This window comes from Acidovorax carolinensis (genome assembly GCF_002157145.1).
GTDB classification, from domain to species: Bacteria; Pseudomonadota; Gammaproteobacteria; order Burkholderiales; family Burkholderiaceae_C; genus Acidovorax; species Acidovorax carolinensis.
Genome location: NZ_CP021361.1, coordinates 1,140,126 through 1,158,651 on the forward strand (window position 1 = coordinate 1,140,126; position 18,526 = coordinate 1,158,651).

At 62.7% G+C, this 18,526-nt stretch carries 15 protein-coding genes and 2 pseudogenes; 7 read left to right on the forward strand and 10 right to left on the reverse strand.

Annotated features, from left to right (window positions below; all coding sequences use genetic code 11):
• Positions 1-3 precede the first annotated feature (3 nt).
• On the reverse strand, positions 4-1,323 hold the full coding sequence (locus CBP34_RS05370) for a Rieske 2Fe-2S domain-containing protein (RefSeq protein WP_086911743.1): 1,320 nt from the start codon (positions 1,321-1,323) through the stop codon (positions 4-6).
• Positions 1,324-1,929: 606 nt separating this feature from the next.
• Here CBP34_RS05370 and CBP34_RS05375 point away from each other — a divergent pair.
• Both CBP34_RS05375 and CBP34_RS05380 read left to right on the forward strand, forming a co-directional pair.
• Entirely contained in the window at positions 1,930-3,951 is a 2,022-nt protein-coding gene (locus tag CBP34_RS05375) for a conjugal transfer protein TraG (RefSeq protein ID WP_086928645.1), read from the forward strand.
• Positions 3,948-4,199, forward strand: a pseudogene (locus tag CBP34_RS05380) (CopG family transcriptional regulator); the annotation flags it as partial. The gene CBP34_RS05375 and the pseudogene CBP34_RS05380, both read left to right, overlap by 4 nt.
• Positions 4,200-4,394: 195 nt before the next feature.
• On the opposite strand, the gene istB reads toward CBP34_RS05380, so the two are convergent.
• On the reverse strand, positions 4,395-5,216 hold the full coding sequence (gene istB / locus CBP34_RS05390) for an IS21-like element helper ATPase IstB (protein ID WP_087745763.1): 822 nt from the start codon (positions 5,214-5,216) through the stop codon (positions 4,395-4,397).
• Entirely contained in the window at positions 5,206-6,750 is a 1,545-nt protein-coding gene (gene istA / locus CBP34_RS05395; protein ID WP_087748263.1) for an IS21 family transposase, read from the reverse strand. Before istA ends, istB begins: the two co-directional genes overlap by 11 nt.
• 117 nt (positions 6,751-6,867) lie before the next feature.
• Between istA and CBP34_RS05400 the strand changes: the two are divergent.
• The 5 genes and pseudogenes from CBP34_RS05400 to CBP34_RS05420 all read left to right on the forward strand — a co-directional run.
• Positions 6,868-7,296: pseudogene (locus CBP34_RS05400) on the forward strand (TraB/TrbI/VirB10 family type IV secretion system protein); the annotation flags it as partial.
• The gene (locus CBP34_RS05405; RefSeq protein WP_086911755.1) at positions 7,293-7,592 is read left to right on the forward strand and encodes a DUF2274 domain-containing protein; all 300 of its coding nucleotides are present in this window, start codon (positions 7,293-7,295) and stop codon (positions 7,590-7,592) included. The pseudogene CBP34_RS05400 and the gene CBP34_RS05405, both read left to right, overlap by 4 nt.
• Before the next feature lie 695 nt (positions 7,593-8,287).
• A complete protein-coding gene (cysM, locus tag CBP34_RS05410; RefSeq protein WP_094097495.1) occupies positions 8,288-9,190 on the forward strand; it encodes a cysteine synthase CysM in 903 nt (300 codons plus the stop codon).
• Between the two features lie 92 nt (positions 9,191-9,282).
• Positions 9,283-9,858, forward strand: coding sequence for an NUDIX domain-containing protein (locus tag CBP34_RS05415; RefSeq protein ID WP_094097496.1), 576 nt, complete (start codon positions 9,283-9,285; stop codon positions 9,856-9,858).
• 8 nt (positions 9,859-9,866) lie between these two features.
• Positions 9,867-10,094, forward strand: a complete 228-nt coding sequence (locus CBP34_RS05420; RefSeq protein ID WP_086926858.1) for a sulfurtransferase TusA family protein — start codon at positions 9,867-9,869, stop codon at positions 10,092-10,094.
• 64 nt (positions 10,095-10,158) lie between these two features.
• On the opposite strand, the gene galU is transcribed toward CBP34_RS05420, so the two are convergent.
• The 7 genes from galU to CBP34_RS05455 form a co-directional block, all read right to left on the reverse strand.
• Positions 10,159-11,052 carry a UTP--glucose-1-phosphate uridylyltransferase GalU gene (galU, locus tag CBP34_RS05425; protein ID WP_086926859.1) on the reverse strand — a complete coding sequence of 298 codons (894 nt, stop codon included), beginning with the start codon at positions 11,050-11,052 and terminating at the stop codon, positions 10,159-10,161.
• A gap of 35 nt (positions 11,053-11,087) precedes the next feature.
• Positions 11,088-13,994 (reverse strand): valine--tRNA ligase, encoded by a 2,907-nt coding sequence (locus CBP34_RS05430; RefSeq protein WP_094097497.1) that lies wholly within the window; start codon positions 13,992-13,994, stop codon positions 11,088-11,090.
• 253 nt (positions 13,995-14,247) lie between these two features.
• Positions 14,248-15,036 (reverse strand): SDR family NAD(P)-dependent oxidoreductase, encoded by a 789-nt coding sequence (locus tag CBP34_RS05435; protein WP_094097498.1) that lies wholly within the window; start codon positions 15,034-15,036, stop codon positions 14,248-14,250.
• Between the two features lie 81 nt (positions 15,037-15,117).
• Positions 15,118-15,690: a YceI family protein gene (locus tag CBP34_RS05440; RefSeq protein ID WP_094097499.1), complete on the reverse strand. Its 573-nt coding sequence runs from the start codon at positions 15,688-15,690 to the stop codon at positions 15,118-15,120.
• 54 nt (positions 15,691-15,744) lie between these two features.
• Positions 15,745-16,320: a YceI family protein gene (locus CBP34_RS05445; RefSeq protein ID WP_086926862.1), complete on the reverse strand. Its 576-nt coding sequence runs from the start codon at positions 16,318-16,320 to the stop codon at positions 15,745-15,747.
• Between the two features lie 40 nt (positions 16,321-16,360).
• Positions 16,361-16,936, reverse strand: a complete 576-nt coding sequence (locus CBP34_RS05450) for a cytochrome b (protein ID WP_094099073.1) — start codon at positions 16,934-16,936, stop codon at positions 16,361-16,363.
• Positions 16,937-17,192: 256 nt separating this feature from the next.
• Positions 17,193-18,470: a heme biosynthesis HemY N-terminal domain-containing protein gene (locus CBP34_RS05455; RefSeq protein ID WP_094097500.1), complete on the reverse strand. Its 1,278-nt coding sequence runs from the start codon at positions 18,468-18,470 to the stop codon at positions 17,193-17,195.
• Between the last annotated feature and the right edge of the window lie 56 nt (positions 18,471-18,526).

The window sequence follows — 18,526 nt, forward strand, 5'->3', positions numbered from 1 at the left end:
GCCTCAGGCTTTGACGTTGTAGGAAGATTCGAACTCGCTGCGATCCATGCCATCTGCCCACACATAGGTGGTTTCGTATTCGCGCCAATCGGTGGTCTTTGGTACCACGCCCTGGAACGAACAGACGTTCTTCGGAATCGCCTGATCTCCGGTGCCGATGGCCGACTTGCCTGCCTGGAAATCGCGCACGGCTTCCACCATCTGCTTGCGGAACTCGACAACAGCCATGTCGCTGGCGCCGAGTCGGTCTTTGGTGCGGTCGGCAATCGGGCCCATGGTCAGCCACATCGCCACATCCTGGTTTGGAAATCCGGTGATCCCTGTGAAATTGCCAGCCTTCATGGCCTGACGGTTTTGCCAAAAGTTGTTTTCTTCGTTTCGCAGAGGGCGGTAGTGCTCGTCCAGATCGACTCCCATGGTCTGATGGAGAAATTTGCGCCAGGTTTCAGTCTCGGGTGTCTGCGATGGGTGGCCCCAGCCGATGAAATAAAACGCCGTGTTGGTGTCATCCATGGGGACGTTCACATTGGCAACGTTGTAAAGATTGTTGGGTGGAATCAACACCGTGTAGGGTGCGACAAACACCGTGGATCGGATGTAATCGTGTGTTGCTGCATTGTTGATAGGGCGGCGAATCGCCGCATATCGAAAGCCGTAGCCATCGCGCTGCACTTGCATACGCGGTGCCTTGTCGGTCGATGGACGCAGCCAGATTTGTCCGGTGGCCTCGGCACCGCTGACACGGGCAGGCACCATATCCGACGAGTGCAGGCTAGAGCTATGGGCCGAGTCAATGGCACCTTCCAGAATTTGCGCATAGTTGCAGGGCAGGTGCACCTTGGCGATGGACACGCGGGTGTTTGCGGTGGGGGCCCAAGGCGGCGGCACAAACTCTGGCACCGCATCAGCCGGGCCAAACCAGGCCCACACAAAACCGCCCCATTCCTTCACCGGGTAGGCCTTGTGCTTGACCTTCTCGGCAAAGCCACTGGCTGCTGGCTCGGATACCATCTCCAGCACGTTGCCGGCGACGTCCATCTTCCAGCCGTGATACAGGCAGCGCAGGCCACCTTCTTCGTTGCGGCCGTAGACCAGAGAAGGACCGCGGTGCGGGCATTTCTCGTCGAGCACACCTACACGGCCTTCGGTGTCGCGAAACACAACCAGCTCTTCACCGAGCACACGCGCCCTGACCGGGGTTCCATCGGCCTCAGCGACTTCCTCGATCAGGCACACGGGCGTCCAATGACGTCGCATCAACTGGCCCATGGGGGCATTGCCGCCGACTCGGCACAACAGATTGTTCTCTTCACTCGTCATCATAAAAGCACTCCTCAGAAATGGATGTAAAAAAATCAATTATTATTAGATACCTAAGCAATTTATATAAGGGGTAACCCTAATGATGGAAAATGAATCCGTGCCGATGCCGGATTCTTAGAGCCACCCATGTCTTTGATCTTTCGCCGCCTTGAGTGTGTGCGTCAATGCCGAATTGACCGTTCAGCATTGCATTTACCAACTTTTTGGTGACCACTTAATCTCCTGGTAGACAGGTTGCTGGCTATGGCCATTCGGAGATTTGGCCTGGTCACTTGGAGATCGGCACCCGATCAATTTTGGCTGTGCTGCAAAGCATGCGGACATCTATTTCTGAGACGAGTCGAGGTTTCATGCAGATACGGTGCAAGGCAAGACTTGGGGTGTAAAAGGCAAGGCACGCGCGATTGCGCGCTCTGGTCAATGCCAGTCAATATTGGAGGGTGTCTGCGGTCAAAGCCAACGGCGTCGTTGGATTCTCGTCGATGAACTGCGCTGCGCTACCCCCGCATGGGTGTGCGGCGCGGCTCTCTGAAGCCAGACTCACGTAGACGCTGTCGCTGTCGCTGTGGCATGCGCGGACGTGGAATCAACGTACAAATGGAAAGCATGCCTACAGGGATCAGGTTCGGACAGATTGCGGTAGTGCTCGGTGTCACGCTCGGCGGCATCTGGACAGCTACGCAATGGACGGCGGCGGCGCTGGGTTATCCGGCCCGGCTTGGGCTGCCCTGGGTCGACCTGTTCAGCGTCCGGATCTATCACCCGTGGCGGCTGTTCGAGTGGTGGTACTTCTTCGACGCCTATGCACCTGACGTTTTCCTGCGCGGTGGCATCATCGCGGCATCCAGCGGACTGCTCGCAACCGGTGCCGCCATCGCGATGGCCGTCTGGCGATCACGTCTAGCAAAGCGCGTCACAACCTATGGCTCAGCACGGTGGGCCGAGCCTGAAGATGTTCGGGCGGCGGGCCTGACCCAACCGGCGGGCGTGTTCCTTGGGAGGCTGCGGACCAAGGAAGGTGACTACCTTCGCCACGAGGGTCCCGAGCATGTGATGGCCTTCGCACCGACCCGTTCTGGCAAGGGTGTCGGCTTGGTGGTGCCGACGCTGCTTTCGTGGCCCGGCTCGGCCGTGATCCACGACATCAAGGGCGAGAACTGGACTTTGACGGCAGGCTGGCGATCACGTTTCTCGCACTGCCTGCTGTTCAATCCCACAGATGCACGCTCAGCGGCCTACAACCCGCTGCTCGAAGTACGTCGCGGCATGCACGAGGTGCGTGATGTGCAGAACATCGCCGACATCCTGGTCGATCCCGAAGGCGCGCTTGAGAGGCGCAACCACTGGGAGAAGACTTCGCATGCATTGCTGGTCGGTGCGATCCTGCACGTGCTCTACGCCAGTGACGATAAAACCTTGCGTGGCGTCGCCAACTTTCTGTCCGATCCAGCCCACCCGTTCGAGATCACGCTGCATCGGATGATGACGACGCGGCACCTGGGCGCCGTCACCCATCCGGTGGTCGCTTCGGCCGCCCGCGAAGTGCTCAACAAGAGCGATAACGAGCGCTCCGGCGTTCTCTCCACCGCGATGAGTTTCCTCGGCCTCTATCGAGATCCCACGGTGGCCGAAGTCACCTCGCGCTGCGACTGGCGCATCGCGGACCTGATCTCTGCGAAACACCCGGTATCGCTGTACCTGGTCGTGCCGCCGTCGGACATCAGTCGCACCAAGCCGCTGATCCGGCTGATCCTGAACCAGATCGGTCGACGGCTGACTGAATCACTGGACGGCAGCGACGGCATTGCCAGGAAACACAAGCTGCTCTTGATGCTTGATGAGTTCCCGGCGCTGGGTCGCCTGGACTTTTTCGAGTCAGCGCTGGCCTTCATGGCGGGTTACGGCTTGCGTGCCTTCCTGATCGCGCAGTCCCTGAACCAGATCGACAAGGCCTATGGCCAGAACCATTCGATCCTCGACAACTGCCACGTGCGCATTGCGTTCGCGACCAATGACGAACGCACGGCCAAGCGGATCTCTGAAGCCCTGGGCACTGCCACCGAACTGCGGGCGCAGCGCAACTACGCAGGCCACCGGCTGGCCCCGTGGCTCGGGCACCTGATGGTGTCGCGCCAGGAAACCGCACGTCCCTTGCTCACGCCCGGCGAAGTGATGCAGTTGCCGCCTGATGAAGAAGTCGTGATGATCTCCGGCCATCCACCGATCAAAGCCGCAAAGCTGCGCTACTACCAGGACCGGAACTTTATGCTGCGGATGCTGGCGCCGCCGGTGCTGGCACTGGAGGGCTATGCGGACAAACCCACTGCACGAATGGACGACTGGAGTGAACTGGCGATCCCTGCCATGTCTCAGGCCTTGACTGCAAACCAGTCAGGCGGCTTTGCCGACGAAGGCGGTCACCAGCTCAAGCCTGAATTGGACGTTGCGTTTGATGCCCAGCCCTTGATGGACATCGACGACCTGCTGGTGCTCGATGACGAGGACGACTTGCCGCCGCAACCGCACAGCCTGAAGCGGGATAGGCGGGACATTGGGGATACAGACCCAAGAATGCAGCGCAATGCGCGGCTCGCAGCATTGGATCCGGATGACGGGATTGCGCTATGACTCGGACCCGTCTCAATATCTTCATTGAGCCCGATCACGCGAAGCGGCTGGACCAGCTCGCCGCGCACAAGGGCGTGTCCAAGTCGGCGGTGATTGCCGCTGCTTTGGCTTCGTTCCTTTCACCCGATGCGGCCGACCAGCGCGAGGCGGCCATGGGCAAACGGCTGGACCGCCTCTCGCGCCAGTTCGACCGGCTGGAGCGTGACCAAGGCATTCTGATCGAAACGGTGGCGCTTTACATCCGCTATGTCGGCGCCGATCCAAATCTGAGCCACCGTGCCGACTGAATATTGAGCCAGGGGTGGAAGCCGACGTTTCAAGGGTCGGCTGTGGATAAGTGTAGGTGCTATCCTGGTTTGCTGATCTCCTTGCTGATGTGTTGAAGGCGCTGGGCAAGCCGCGAAGGGCGTAGCCCGTAGCGGCTTGCCCTGCGCGGTGCCTGCTCAGAATGGGTCGGGCTCAGCCTGCGTTGAGGCACTCTTTCGGTCCTGTTCCCGGGCCTTGATCCGCTTCTTCGCAGCGGCCGTGCTGCGGCTGAACCGGATCGACTCGTTGCCCGTCTCCACGATGTGGCAGTGGTGCGTGAGACGGTCCAGCAGCGCGGTGGTCATCTTCGCGTCGCCGAACACGCTGGACCATTCGGCGAAGTCCAGGTTGGTCGTGATCATCACGCTGGTGTGTTCGTACAGCTTGCTCAGCAGGTGGAACAGCAGCGCCCCGCCGGCCTGGCTGAACGGCAGATAACCCAGCTCGTCCAGGATGATCAGGTCCATGCGCAGCAAGCTGGTGGCGATGCGACCGGCCTTGCCCTGCGCCTTCTCCTGCTCCAGTGCGTTAACCAGATCGACCGTGGAGTAGAACCGCACCCGCTTGCCATGGCGGGTGATGCCCGAGACGCCGATGGCAGTGGCCAGATGGGTCTTGCCCGTGCCCGGGCCGCCCACCAGCACCACGTTGTGCGCCTCGTCGGTAAAGGCAGTGCCGGCCAGCGTGGTGACGAGCTTTCGGTCCACCGGCGAGACCGAGAAGTCAAAGCCCGCCATGTCCCGGTGCACCGGGAACTTCGCCGCGTGCATCTGGTGGCTGATCGAGCGCATCGCCCGGTCCGTGCCCTCGGCCTGCAGCAGGTGCTCGATCAGCCAGCGCGAGGTCTCGATGCCCAGGCCGCCGCCATCGCCACCGCCTTGCTCGACCAGATCAGCCCAGGCACCGGCCATGCCGTGCAGGCGCAGCGCCTTGAGTTCGACCAGCACATCAGTCTTCATGGCGGGCTCCTTCGGTGGTGGCGCCCACGGCACTGTCCGCGGTGTCGGCCCGAAGGCTGTCGTAGCGGGCCGTGTTTGCCAGCGGTGGCGTTGTCACCTTCAGCCGTGTGGCCGCCGTGGGAGGTGCCGGCTGCGCGTTGAGCCGGCTCAGCACGTTGACCACATGCTCCACGCTCACCTTGCCTGGCGCACCGCTCTCCAGCGCCAGCTCGATGGCCACCAGCACCGCGTCCAGACCGGCGCCAAGCACAATCGCCAGCACTTGCGCCATCACCCGGTCGCCTCCCGGGTTACGCAATAGCCCGCGGCGCAGCCGCTGCAGTGGCTCGGGCATGTCCGCAAAGGGCGCTCCGTTTCTCAGCGCCCCGGGCTTTCTCTGCAGCAGCGGGATGTAGTGCTGCCAGTCGTACCGGGTCTCGCCCGCGTTGCTCAGACGTTCGTGGCGGGCGATGACCTCATCATCGGCCACGATGACCACGCGGCCCGGGTACAGCCGCGTGCTCACCATCTGGCCCACGCGTTCGCACGGCACCGAATACCGGTTGCGCGCCACAGACACCAGGCAGGTGCTGGAAACCCGCGCGGGTTTCTCGACGTAGCCGTCGAAGGGCAGCGGCATGGGCATGAGGTGCGCCCGCTCGTGTTCGAGCATCTCCGACACGCTGAACTGCTTGTGCTCGGGGTGGCGTACCTCGTCCCACAACGCGCGGCAGCGCTGGCCCAGCCAGGCGTTGAGTTCGGTGAAGCTGCCGAACTTGATCTGCGCCGCGTCGATCCAGATGCGTCGGCGGCTGTCCTGCACGTTCTTCTCCACCACCCCTTTCTCCCAGCCGCTGGCCACGTTGCAGAAGTCCGGGTCATAGAGGTAGTGCGCGCACATGGTGGCAAAGCGCTCGTTGACGATGCGTCCCTTGCCCTTCTTGACCTTGTCTACAGCGGTCTTCATGTTGTCGTAGATGCCCCGGCGTGCCACGCCGCCCAGCGCGGCGAACGATCGGGTGTGGGCATCGAACAGCATCTCGTGACCCTGGCTGGGGTACGCCACCAGCCAGAAGGCCCGCGAAGCACACAGCTTCATATGCGAGACCTGCACCCGGTAGTAGATGCCGCCGATCACCATGCCTTCCTCGCTCCAGTCGAACTGGAAAGCCTCTCCCAGCTCGAAGGCCAGCGGCACGAAGGCATTGACGGCCGCCCCCTGACCCTCGCTCTGGCGCCACGCCCGGATGAAGTCGGTCACCCGCGTGTAACCCCCTTCGTAGCCCGCTTGCCTGATCTCGGCGTACAGCGCCTTGGCCGTGCGCCGCTCGTGTTTGGGCCGCCGTGCATCGGCCTTCAAGGCCAGCATGAGCGCGTCATGAAACGCCGTCAGTTTGTTGGGCTGTTCGCTGCGGCGGTACCTCGGTGGGCCGTCCACCTCGCCGTGCAGCCACTTCGCCACCGTGTTGCGCGATAGCCCTGTCATGCGCGATATCTCGCGCTCCGATTTGTTCTTGCGGGCATACAAATGCCGGATCCTGCCAATCATGTCCATGGTGATCACTCCTTGTCCTCTGCTGCACAAAAAAGCAGCAGATTAAGTTGTTCACCTGGCTCAGTTTTGGGTCGGCACTACCCTCAAAAGTGGCTCAGTTTTCGGTCGGCGCCAACAAGCCAGGTGTCATTTGGGCAGCGGCGGGTGTTGCTGGTGTGGACGCGGTTGATCCTGCCAGATACGTCGTCGATTGCACTGGACCGTTTGCCGGGGATTGACCCTGCGGGTTATGCAGGGCTGGAGGATGGTGTTGATTGGCATTGGGACCGGATTCTTGCGGGTGCGGCGCTGTCCACGCTGCTGGGTGTGGGTGCCGAACTGGCGGCGCCGGATCGCGGTGGTAGCGATGGCAAGGTGATTGTCGCCATACGGCAGGGCGCGCAGGACACGGTGAACCAGGTTGGTCAGGAGATTACCAAGCGGAATATGAGCATTCAACCGACACTGACGATTCGGCCTGGGTTTCCGATGCGTGTGATGGTGAGCAAGGATTTGGTTTTGCGGCCCTATCAGCCTTTGTTCTTTGTGAGAGGGTCTTCGCAATGAGTACGTCTGTCAGCAAGCTGCGGTTGGGGCCGCTGCCCAAGACTGAAACGGTGAAGTTGACCATTGTGCTGACGACGGCATTGAAGGCTGATCTGGAGCGGTACGCCGCGCTGCATGCACAGGCCTATGGTGAGCCGGTCGATGCTGTCACGCTGATTCCGCATATGCTGGAATCGTTCATCATGCGGGATCGAGGATTCAAGAAGCAGCATGCTGCCGGGCCAGACGCCTTGACTCGAAGGCGAGCTGCCAACGGCTCAACTGGCGCAATCAGAGTTGATGCGCTCCCTGAATGAGGTACAAAAAAATAGGCCCTTCCATCGCTGGAAGGGCCTGTGGTGGTGCCCGGGGCCGGAATCGAACCGGCACGCCTTGCGGCGGGGGATTTTCTTACCACTTCGGCTTTCGCCGCCGACGTTCCCAAAGGAACGGCGTTCGTGGTCTGGAGCACGCCTTCACCATAGCGCTTTCGCGCTTTAGGTGCCCGCCGTCTGCTCTCTACACCTTCCGCTTCTTTTTCAAAAAGCGGCTTGGCTCGGTATTAGCTCGGACTTGCGTCCAGGGCCTTCGCCGAGTTTGACGGGCTTCACCTCAAGAATTTCTTCAAGAGGGCTCAAATTTGGTCTGAGTCCCCTGCGTCTACCAATTTCACCACCCGGGCTTTGAATTCTCTGGACTGGGCCAGAATTTTCTGTTCAACCGTGGTTGATCTTCCATCTCGCCGCAGGCTCAATATGTCAGATCAACGTCTCAATTCTACTTGCTGCCTCTTGGCTTTTCGCCGTGGCTCCTATTTGGCTCCTAGGTCTCAACAAGCCCTTTGGGTCTCTATTCGACCAGTCGCCGCAAACCATTATCCCGCCTAGTGTTGCGTGGTGTTCACGAATTTCAAAAAAAGGTACACAAACCTCTTTTTGAGTCCCCTGCGTCTACCAATTTCACCACCCGGGCAGGAATTTGTGAAGACGCAAATTATGGCACAGTAGGGCGCATGAAATATCCGACGATTGAAGACGCGGTGGGCAACACGCCGCTGGTGGCGCTGCAGCGCATTGGGGCACAAGACCATGCCGAGCGTGGCAACGTGGTGCTGGGCAAGCTGGAGGGCAACAACCCCGCGGGCTCGGTGAAAGACCGGCCAGCGCTGTCGATGATTCGCCGTGCCGAAGAGCGCGGCGAGATCCGCCCGGGCGATACGCTGATCGAGGCCACATCGGGCAACACGGGCATTGCGCTGGCCATGGCGGCGGCCATCAAGGGTTACCGCATGGTGCTGGTGATGCCCGAGGATTTGTCGATCGAGCGTGCCCAGACCATGAAGGCCTTTGGCGCCGACCTGGTGCTTACGCCCAAGAGTGGCGGCATGGAGCACGCGCGTGATCTGGCCGAGGCCATGCAAAAACGCGGTGAGGGCAAGGTGCTGGACCAGTTTGCCAACCCCGACAACCCGCGCATCCACTATGAAACCACGGGCCCCGAACTGTGGGAGCAGACGGGCGGGCGCATCACCCATTTTGTGAGCGCCATGGGCACCACGGGCACCATCACCGGGGTGTCGCGTTTTCTCAAAGAGAAGAACCCGGCCATCCAGATCATCGGGGCGCAGCCCGAAGAGGGCTCGCGCATTCCGGGCATCCGCAAGTGGCCGCAGGAATACCTGCCCAAGATTTACGACGCGAGCACGGTGGACGAATTGGTTTACGTGAGCCAGGACAACGCCGAGGAAATGTGCCGCCGCCTGGCGCGCGAGGAAGGCATCTTTGCGGGCATTTCGGCGGCGGGCGCGTGCTGGGTGGCGCAGCAGATCGCGCAGCGTGAGAGCAATGCCACCATCGTGTTCATCGTGTGCGACCGGGGGGACCGTTATCTCTCCACCGGCGTGTTCCCTGCGTGATGCGACCGGGCCTGTTGCTGGTGCCTGGTTTTGATGAAATCGGCTTCTGGCGCTTGATGGATAAGCGCTAGCAGCTATAAAAATAATAGTAAATGAACTACGAAGCCCGCCACTGCACCCACTGCGGCACCGCCCTGCTGCCCATTACCCTGGCCGAAGACGGCGGCGACAAGGAGCGGCTGCGCTGCCCGGCCTGCGGCTGGACGCACTGGAACAACCCCACGCCCGTGCTGGCCGCCATTGTCGAGATCGGCGGCAAGGTGCTGCTGGCCCGCAATGCAGCCTGGCCGGGCAAGATGTTTGCACTGATCACCGGCTTCATGGAGGCGGGCGAGTCGCCGCAGGACGGCATTGCGCGCGAGGTGAAAGAAGAGACCAACCTTGATGTGCGCGCCACCACGCTGGTGGGGGCCTACGAGTTTTTGCGCATGAACCAGATCATCATTGCCTACCATGTGGTGGCCGAGGGTGAGGTGCGCCTGTCGCCCGAGCTGGTGGACTACCGGCTGTACGATCTGCAAGACCTGAAATGCTGGCCTGCGGGCACGGGCTATGCGCTGGCCGACTGGCTGCGTACGCGGGGACACGAGCCCGTGTTTTTTACGGCCGAGGAAAATGCGGAACGGCGGCGCGGGCTGGACGAACAACCGCTGCTGCCAAAAAATTGAAGAAGACCATGGAAACTCACAAAGAAATCGACACCCGGGGCCTGAACTGCCCCCTGCCCATCCTCAAGGCCAAGAAGGCCCTGGCCGACATGGCCAGTGGCCAGTTGCTCAAGGTGCTGGCCACCGACAGCGGCTCGCTGCGCGACTTCCAGGCGTTTGCCAAGCAGACCGGCAATGAGCTGGTGGAGCAGCAGACGGTGGGGGCAGAATACATCCACGTTCTGCGACGCCGTTAGTGAAAATAGCTGCCAGCGCTTATCTGGCGAGCGCCGGCAGCTATTAAAAGTGAAGCGATGAGAGTTACAGCGCCAGTGTCTTGAGGTATTCGCGAAACGAGGCACCCACCTGCGGGTGCTGCAGGGCCAGCTCTACCGTGGCCTCCAGAAAGCCTTCCTTGCTGCCGCAGTCGTAGCGCTTGCCCTGGTATTGAAAGGCGTACACGGCCTCGTTTTGCAAGAGGCGGGCAATGCCGTCGGTCAGCTGGATTTCGCCGCCCACGCCGCGGGGCTGGTTTCGGATTTCGTTGAAGATGCCGGGCGTGAGGATGTAGCGGCCGGCCACGCCCATGCGCGAGGGCGCCACATCGGCCTTGGGTTTTTCGACGATGCGCTCAATGCGGATCAGCGGCCCGCCAGCGGACTCGCCGGCCACGATGCCATAGCGGTGCACCTGGTCGAGCGGCACCTCCTGCACGGCAATCACCGACCGCCCCTGCTGGCGAAACGCCGTAGCCATCTGCGCCAGCACGGGTTCGCCGCCGGGCGGCCCCACCATCAGATCGTCGGCCAGCAGCACGGCAAAGGGCTCGTTGCCCACCAGCGGTTCGGCGCACAGCACGGCGTGGCCCAGGCCCAGCGAGCGGGGCTGGCGCACAAAGGCGCAGTCCATGTCATCGGGCTGGATGGAGCGCACCAGGTCGAGCAGCTCCTTCTTGCCGGCAGCCTCCAGCTCGGCCTCCAGCTCGTAGGCGGTGTCGAAATGGTCTTCGATGGCGCGCTTGCTGCGCCCGGTCACAAAGATCATGTGGCGGATGCCCGCGGCGTAGGCTTCTTCCACCGCGTACTGGATCAGCGGCTTGTCCACCACGGGCAGCATCTCTTTGGGCGAGGCTTTGGTGGCCGGCAGAAAGCGGGTGCCGAGGCCTGCCACAGGAAACACGGCTTTGCGAACGGGGGTGTTGTTGGGCTGGATCATGGTGCTCAGGCAGGGTGGGTGGATTAAGACGCGGCTCAGCCCAGACGGGCCAGCTGGTCGCGCAGGCGGGTGAGGGTGGAGCCAAAGTCGGCAATGCGCTTTTTCTCCTGATCGATCACGGCGGCAGGCGCTTTGGCCACGAAGGCTTCGTTGGAGAGCTTGTTGTTGGCCTTGGTGATCTCGCCGTCGATGCGGGCAATTTCCTTGGACAGGCGCACTTTTTCAGCCGCCACGTCGATCTCCATGTACAGGCACATGCGGGCATCGCCCACCACGGCCACAGGGGCGGCTTGTGCGGCGGCGGCCCAGGCGGCTTCGTCATCAAACACCTTGACCTCGCTGAGCTTGGCCAGGGCCTGCAGCACGGGTGCGACGCCGCGCATGAAGTCGGTGTCGCCCACCACGAACAAAGGCAGGCGGGTGGAGGGCGATACGTTCATCTCGCCGCGCAGGGCGCGGCAAGCGTCCACCAGGGCCTTGACGCGGCCCATGTGGGCGATGGCAGCTTCGTCGATCTTCTCGGGCTGGGCCTCGGGGTAGCGGGCCACGCTGACCGATGCACCGGGCAGGCCGGCGACGGGCGCCACCTTTTGCCACAGCTCCTCGGTGATGAACGGAATGATGGGGTGGGCCAGGCGCAGGATTGCTTCCAGCGTGCGGATCAGCGTGCGGCGCGTGGCGCGGGCTTGCGCGGCGTTGCCGGTCTGGATCTGCACCTTGGCGATTTCCAGGTACCAGTCACAGAACTCGTTCCAGACGAAGTCATAGACCGTGTTGGCCACGTTGTCGAGGCGGTACTCGGCAAAGCCCTTGGCCACTTCGGCCTCGACTTTTTGCAACTGCGAGCTGATCCAGCGGTCGCACTGGCTGAAATCCATATAGCCCTCGAACGCGCCGCCGGGCTGGCATTGCTCCTTGGTGTGTTCTTGCAGGCCGCAGTCCTGGCCTTCGCAGTTCATCAGCACGAAGCGGCTGGCATTCCAGAGCTTGTTGCAGAAGTTGCGGTAGCCCTCGCAGCGCTTGCTGTCGAAGTTGATGCTGCGGCCCAGCGATGCCAGCGCGGCAAAGGTGAAGCGCAGCGCGTCGGCGCCATAGGCGGGGATGCCTTCGGGGAATTCCTTTTGCGTGTTCTTGCGCACCTGGGGCGCGGTCTCGGGCTTGCGCAGGCCGGTGGTGCGCTTGTCGAGCAGGGGTTCGAGCGCAATGCCGTCGATCAGGTCCACCGGGTCTAGCACGTTGCCCTCGCTCTTGCTCATCTTCTTGCCCTGCGCATCGCGCACCAGGCCGTGGATGTAGACATGCCTGAACGGTACGCGGCCGGTGAAGTGCGTGGTCATCATGATCATCCGGGCGACCCAGAAGAAGATGATGTCGTAGCCCGTCACCAGCACGCTGCTGGGCAGGTACAGGTTGAAGTCGTCGGTTTCGGTGGTGCCCTGCTCGGGCCAGCCCATGGTCGAGAAGGGAACCAGCGCGGACGAGTACCAGGTGTCGAGCACGTCCTCGTCGCGGCGCAGCTGCTTGCCTGGGGCCTTGGCCTGCGCCTCGGCTTCGTTGCGCGCCACGATCACGTTGCCGTCTTGGTCGTACCAGGCCGGAATCTGGTGGCCCCACCACAGCTGGCGGCTGATGCACCAGTCCTGGATGTTGTTCATCCACTGGTTGTAGGTGTTGACCCAGTTTTCGGGCACGAAGCTCACCTGGCCGCTGGCCACGGCGTCGATGGCCTTTTGTGCGATGGATTTGCCGGTGGCATCGCCCGTACCTTCTTTTGCCTCCTTGCTCATAGCCACAAACCACTGGTCGGTCAGCATGGGCTCGACCACCTGGCCGGTGCGGGTGCAAATCGGCACCATGAGCCTGTGCTTCTTGGTTTCGATCAACAGGCCCAGGGCTTCGAGGTCGGCCACCACGGCCTTGCGGGCCACGAAGCGGTCCATGCCTTGGTATTTGGCGGGTGCGTTTTCGTTGACGGTGGCTTGCAGCGTCAGCACGCAAATCATGGGCAGCTTGTGGCGCTGGCCCACGGCATAGTCGTTCTGGTCGTGCGCGGGCGTGACCTTGACCACGCCGGTGCCGAATTCCTTGTCCACGTAGTCGTCTGCAATCACCGGAATCTGGCGGTCGCACAGCGGCAGGTTGACCATCTGGCCGATCAGGTGCTTGTAGCGCTCATCCTCGGGGTGCACCATCACGGCCACGTCGCCCAGCATGGTTTCGGGGCGCGTGGTGGCCACCACCAGTTGGCCCGAGCCGTCGGCCAGCGGGTAGGCGATGTGCCACAGCGAGCCGTCTTTTTCTTCGTTCTCGACTTCCAGGTCGGACACGGCGGACTGGAGCTTGGGGTCCCAGTTCACGAGGCGTTTGCCTCGGTAAATCAGGCCCTGCTGGTACAGGCGCACAAAGGTCTCGGTGACGACTTTGCTGAGCTTGTCGTCCATGGTGAAGTATTCGCGGCTCCAGTCCACGCTGTCGCCCATGCGGCGCATCTGCGTGGTGATGGTGTTGCCGCTTTTTTCTTTCCACTCCCACACCTTGGCAACGAAGTTCTTGCGCGCCTCGGGGGGCGTGGGGCCCATGTCGTGGCGGCTGACGCCTTGTTCTTGCAGCTGGCGCTCCACCACGATTTGCGTGGCAATGCCGGCGTGGTCGGTGCCGGGCACCCAGGCGGTGTTGAACCCGCGCATGCGGTGGTAGCGCGTCAGGCTGTCCATGATCGTCTGGTTGAACGCATGGCCCATGTGCAGCGTGCCCGTCACGTTGGGTGGCGGCAACTGGATGGAGAAGGCCGGCTCGCCCGCCTTTGGCGCGCCCGTGCCCCGAAAGCCCGCCGCGCCGTAGCCGCGGCGCTCCCACTCGGGACCCCAGTGGGCTTCCAGGGCGGCGGGTTCGAAGGACTTGGAGAGGCTGTCGAGGCCGGGTTGTGCAGTGGTGTCGCTCATGGCGGGATCGCAAATGAAAACGGCATCCCCAAAGAACGTTTTTACGATCCAAGGATGCCGTCAGGTTGACTGGGGGCGGGATGCAATGATTTTACCGGCCTGCCCGCACAGACCGGCAGCGCCGCGCCATTTTGGGTGTTTTTGGCCGCTGGCGCTTGATTGGAAAGCGCCAGCAGCTATTAAATACGGAGTGTCCAAGTCGTCTGCGGCGCGCTCATGGCACCACTGTGCCTGGCGCGCCGCAGGTGCCTGATCAAAGAATGCTCTCGACAATCCCGCCTTCCACGCGCAGAGCCGCGCCGGTGGTGGCGCTGGCCTGGGGCGAGGCGGCATAGACACACAGGTTGGCCACTTCTTCGGGGGTGGCAAAGCGGCCAATCAGGCTGGACGGGCGGTTTTCGCGGAAGAAGCGCACTTCCATCTCGGCCACCGTAATGCCTTGCTCCCGCGCCAGGTTGGCCATGAATCCCACCACGCCTTCGGTGCGCGTGGGGCCGGGCAGGATGGTGTTGACCGTGACGCCGCTGCCCGCCAGCACCTTGGCCAGCCCGCGCGACAGGCCCTGCACGGCCGACTTGCTCACGCCGTAGTGCACCATGTCGGCCGGGATGTTGACGGCCGATTCGCTGGAGATGAACTGGATGCGGCCCCAGCCGCGTGCCTTCATGCCCTGCGCATAGTGGCGCGACAGGCGCAGGCCGCTCATCACATTGGTCTGGAAAAAGTTTTCCCAGTCGGCATCGCTGATGGCAAAAAAGTCCTGCGTGCCGTAGATGCCCAGGTTGTTGACCAGGATGTCGGTGTCTGGCAGCGCCGCGATCAGGGCCTGGCAGCCGGCTGCCGTGGCCAGATCGGCGGCAATGCCCTGGGCTTGCAGGCCGTCGGCCTGCAAGGCCGCCACGGCGGCGTTCAGGCGCCCGGCATCGCGGGCGCTCAGGGTCACGCGGGCACCGGCCTGGGCCAGTCCGCGCGCAATGGCCAGGCCAATGCCAGCGCTGGCGCCGGTGATGAGGGCGGTTTTTCCGGAGAGATCAATGTGCATGAGAGTGCCTCGAAAGTGAAGAAAAAAGGCGCCCGCCCCGGCGGGGTAGGGCGCCTGCATCAGCCCCACAGGGGGCCGGGCTTATTGCTTGACGGCTTCGATCTGCAGCACAAGGCGCACGTTCTTGGGGAAGCCCCAGTCGATGCCGTAGTTCACGCCAAAAGCCGTGCGGTCGATGGTAGTTTCAAAGTCGCCACCGCACACTTCGCGCTTGAGCATGGGGTTGTCGTAGCAGGCAAACTGGTTGGCCTTGAGCGTGACCGGCTGGGTCTTGCCCAGCAGCGTCAGCTTGCCGTCCACGGCAGTGACCTTGTCGCCGTTGAAATGGAACTTGTCCGAGACAAACTTGGCCGTGGGGTGCTTGGCGGCGTCCAGCAGTTCGGCGCTTTGCAGGTGCTTGTCAAAGGCTGCGGTGCCGGTGTTGACCGAAGCGACGTCGAACGCGATCTCGACCTTGCCGCTCTTGCCCGCCTTGTCGAACTGCACGGTGCCTTCCTTCTTGTCAAAGCGGCCACGGTTCACGGCAGCGCCAAAGTGGCCGATCTCGAAGGTGGCAAAGGTGTGCGTGGGGTCAATGGCGTAGTTGGCGGGTGCTGCGTGGGCGGCAGTGGCCAGAACGGCAGTGGCAGCGAGGGCGAAAAGGGATTTGCGCATCAAAAAACTCCTGGATGAAAAGGACGGAAAAAAGGGGGGGAAGGAAAAAATCGGTCAGAGCTTGCCGACGCCGCTGAGTGCCAGCTTGAACTTCACCTGCACATCGTCGGCCACCATGGAGGTGTCGGCCCACTCGTTCTCGCCGATTTTGAATGCCAGGCGTTTGAGCGGCAGCGAGCCGGTGGCGATGGTGGTGGCGCCGTTTTGCACCAGTGTTACAGGCACGATCACATCGCGGGCCACGCCCTTGATGCTGAGCTTGCCGGCCACTTCAAACTTGCCTGCGCCCAGGGCCTTGATGGCGCTGGACTGGAAGGTGGCCTGCGGGAACTGGGGCACGTTGAACCAGGTTGGCTTGGGCAGTTCGGCGTCGGTTTCGCGCGAGCCCAGGGTGGCGCTGCCGGTGTCCACCGTGAAGGCGATCTTGCTCGTGGCCAGCTTGGCGGGGTCAAAGCTGACCTGCGCATCGAACTTCTTGAAATGGCCTTCCAGGGGTACGCCCATCTGGCGTGCGGTGAATTGCACCGCGCTCTGGGCGGGCACCAGTTTTTGCTGTGCCAGCGCCGGCTGGGCCGCCAGCAAGGCGGCGCTGCCCAAGGCCAGGGCTGAGAAGAAAGAAGCAATCTGCATGGACGAACTCCTGAAAATTGGGGCAATGGCGGGGGGGAAATCAATGGCGGCCTGGCAACATGCGCAGCAGCAGTCCGTCACGGTCAACGAAGTGGTGCTTCACTGCGGCTGCCACATGCACCAGCACGAGAGCGGCCATGGCGAACGCGCTGAGCTTGTGCAGTGGTTTCAGGGCGTCGGCCAGTTCCGGGCTGGCAGCAACGAAGTCGGGCAATTGCCATAGTCCGAAAAACACGATGGGAAAGCCCGCCGCCGAGCTGTAGGCCCAGCCCAGCAGCGGCACGGCGAAAAACAGCAGGTACAGCAGATGGTGTGCGCCGTGGTGCGCCAGTTGCTGCCACCGTGGCATGGCTTTTTTCACCTGTGCCGGCAACTGCGGCGGCCGGTGCGCCAGCCGCCAGACCAGGCGCAGCAACGAAAGTGCAAGGATGCTGACGCCTGCCCACTTGTGCCAGTTGTAGAGCTTCAGCCGCTGGGGTGAGAACGGCAGGTCGGCCATGTACAGGCCGACACCAAACAGGGTGACCAGCGCCATGCCCAGCAGCCAGTGCAGCAGCATGGCGGTGCGGGTGTAGCGCGGGGCGGTCTGGGCCTGGCTTTGATGGGAATGGGGCATTTCGGTGAAGGCGGTGAAAGCGGCCTGGGTTGCCAAGTTGCGGGTTGTGCGCAAGCGGGGCCTTCAGGTGCCGTGAATCGAAGAACCAAGTTTAAGAAGCCACAGCACTTGCGGGCTTCAGGGGAATTGACGGCTCAGTTCAAAATAACTGAATTGAGCGAGTGGCTACGCTCAAAGTTCCCCAACGCTCTGCACACGCGAGCCACGAGGGATAAGGCCGACAACCACGGTGTCGGCCCTTGGCGTCAGCGCTGCGTCAATGCGCGAGCGCGGCCTTTTTCCAGGCTGCTGTTGCGGCCTCGCCGTCATTGCGCTGCTCTGCCAGTTCGGCAAGATGGCGCCAGGCGCTGGCGCGCAGGCTGGCATCGGGCAGATGCGTGGTGGCCTGGGTCAGCAATTGCTGCGATTTGCCCCACAGCTCGCGTTTCAGGCAGGCTACGCCCGCCAGATATTGCAGGCGGGCGTCGCGCGGATTGGCCAGTTGCGCGGATTCGAGGCGGGCCAGCCAGGTGGCGTCCAGGGTGTCCATGCCTGATTCGAGGGTGCGAACCAGCTTGAGTGCCTGGTAGTCGGGCAGGGCGTCGGGCAGCGTCACCATGCGTTCCCACGCCGGCAGCAGCCAGGCCCTCACCTGTGTGGATTCGCCCCCCAAGGCTGCCAGCCGCTGGGCGGCGTGGATGGACAGCTCCGGCATGGTGCGCTCGGATTGCTCCAGTTGCAGCCAGATCTGCTGCAGCTGGGCCGTGTCGTGTGCGCTGCTGATGAGCTCGGTGGCCAGGCCACGTACGATGCTTTGGGCAGCGTCCGCCGAGAAGGCATGGTGCTTGCCGAGCAGGCGCGCGGTGTCCAGCGCGTCGTTTGTCTGCCGTGCCAGGCGGCTGGCCTTGAGCTTGATGCGCAGCGCCAGCGTGCGCCGGGCGGCGCCCTGCGGCAGGGCGGCAAGCCGCTCAAGCGCTGTGCCGGCATCGCGGTCGTCCAGGTGCCATCGCGCAGCACGCATCTGCACGCCTTCGCGCAGCTCTTGCTCCTGGGCGGTGCCGCCTGCCGGGGCCTGGTCCAGGGCCTGCTGCAAATGGCGGTCGCGCGTGGGGCGGTCCTGCAGCGCATGGGAGCTCTCGGCGGCCACCATGTGTGCCAGCGCCCTCAGGTGGTGGCCGTGAGGCACTTTTTCGCTGGCGGATGTGAGCGCTTCTTCCTGGGTCAACGCGGCCAGGGCCGCCTTGCGCGAGCGGATGAAGCGACCGGCAAGCATGTGCGTCAAAGCATCGAGCATGGCGCCGTGCATGGCGCGTTCTTTCTGCTGCACGCGCCACCGGCGGGCCTGGTGGGGCAATTCGAGCATGGCGGCCAGCGCACGCAGCGCCATGTACACCGTAACAAAGCCGCCCACCAGCAGCAAAACGACCATGTTCAGGGACAGGTCGATTCGATAAGGGGGCCAGTACAGCGTGACAGTGCCCTGGTTGTTGCCCGCAAACAGGGCCGCAGCCACGGCCACGCCAAACAACGCCAGAAGCCAGAGTGCAGCGCGCATATCAGTTATCCAATGCTTCTTCGCGTGCACCCGCAGCCGGCGAAACTGGCGCAGCA

Excerpts from the sequence above, each read along its gene's own strand:
- CBP34_RS05420 (WP_086926858.1), top strand. The coding sequence starts at position 9,867 with ATGGAAACTCACAAAGAAATCGACACCCGGGGCCTGAACTGCCCCCTG.
- istA (WP_087748263.1), bottom strand. The coding sequence starts at position 6,750 with ATGGACATGATTGGCAGGATCCGGCATTTGTATGCCCGCAAGAACAAA.
- CBP34_RS05435 (WP_094097498.1), bottom strand. The coding sequence starts at position 15,036 with ATGCACATTGATCTCTCCGGAAAAACCGCCCTCATCACCGGCGCCAGC.
- CBP34_RS05455 (WP_094097500.1), bottom strand. The coding sequence starts at position 18,470 with ATGCGCGCTGCACTCTGGCTTCTGGCGTTGTTTGGCGTGGCCGTGGCT.
- CBP34_RS05370 (WP_086911743.1), bottom strand. The coding sequence starts at position 1,323 with ATGATGACGAGTGAAGAGAACAATCTGTTGTGCCGAGTCGGCGGCAAT.
- cysM (WP_094097495.1), top strand. The coding sequence starts at position 8,288 with ATGAAATATCCGACGATTGAAGACGCGGTGGGCAACACGCCGCTGGTG.
- CBP34_RS05430 (WP_094097497.1), bottom strand. The coding sequence starts at position 13,994 with ATGAGCGACACCACTGCACAACCCGGCCTCGACAGCCTCTCCAAGTCC.
- CBP34_RS05450 (WP_094099073.1), bottom strand. The coding sequence starts at position 16,936 with ATGCCCCATTCCCATCAAAGCCAGGCCCAGACCGCCCCGCGCTACACC.
- istB (WP_087745763.1), bottom strand. The coding sequence starts at position 5,216 with ATGAAGACTGATGTGCTGGTCGAACTCAAGGCGCTGCGCCTGCACGGC.
- CBP34_RS05415 (WP_094097496.1), top strand. The coding sequence starts at position 9,283 with ATGAACTACGAAGCCCGCCACTGCACCCACTGCGGCACCGCCCTGCTG.
- CBP34_RS05440 (WP_094097499.1), bottom strand. The coding sequence starts at position 15,690 with ATGCGCAAATCCCTTTTCGCCCTCGCTGCCACTGCCGTTCTGGCCACT.
- galU (WP_086926859.1), bottom strand. The coding sequence starts at position 11,052 with ATGATCCAGCCCAACAACACCCCCGTTCGCAAAGCCGTGTTTCCTGTG.
- CBP34_RS05445 (WP_086926862.1), bottom strand. The coding sequence starts at position 16,320 with ATGCAGATTGCTTCTTTCTTCTCAGCCCTGGCCTTGGGCAGCGCCGCC.
- CBP34_RS05405 (WP_086911755.1), top strand. The coding sequence starts at position 7,293 with ATGAGTACGTCTGTCAGCAAGCTGCGGTTGGGGCCGCTGCCCAAGACT.
- CBP34_RS05375 (WP_086928645.1), top strand. The coding sequence starts at position 1,930 with ATGCCTACAGGGATCAGGTTCGGACAGATTGCGGTAGTGCTCGGTGTC.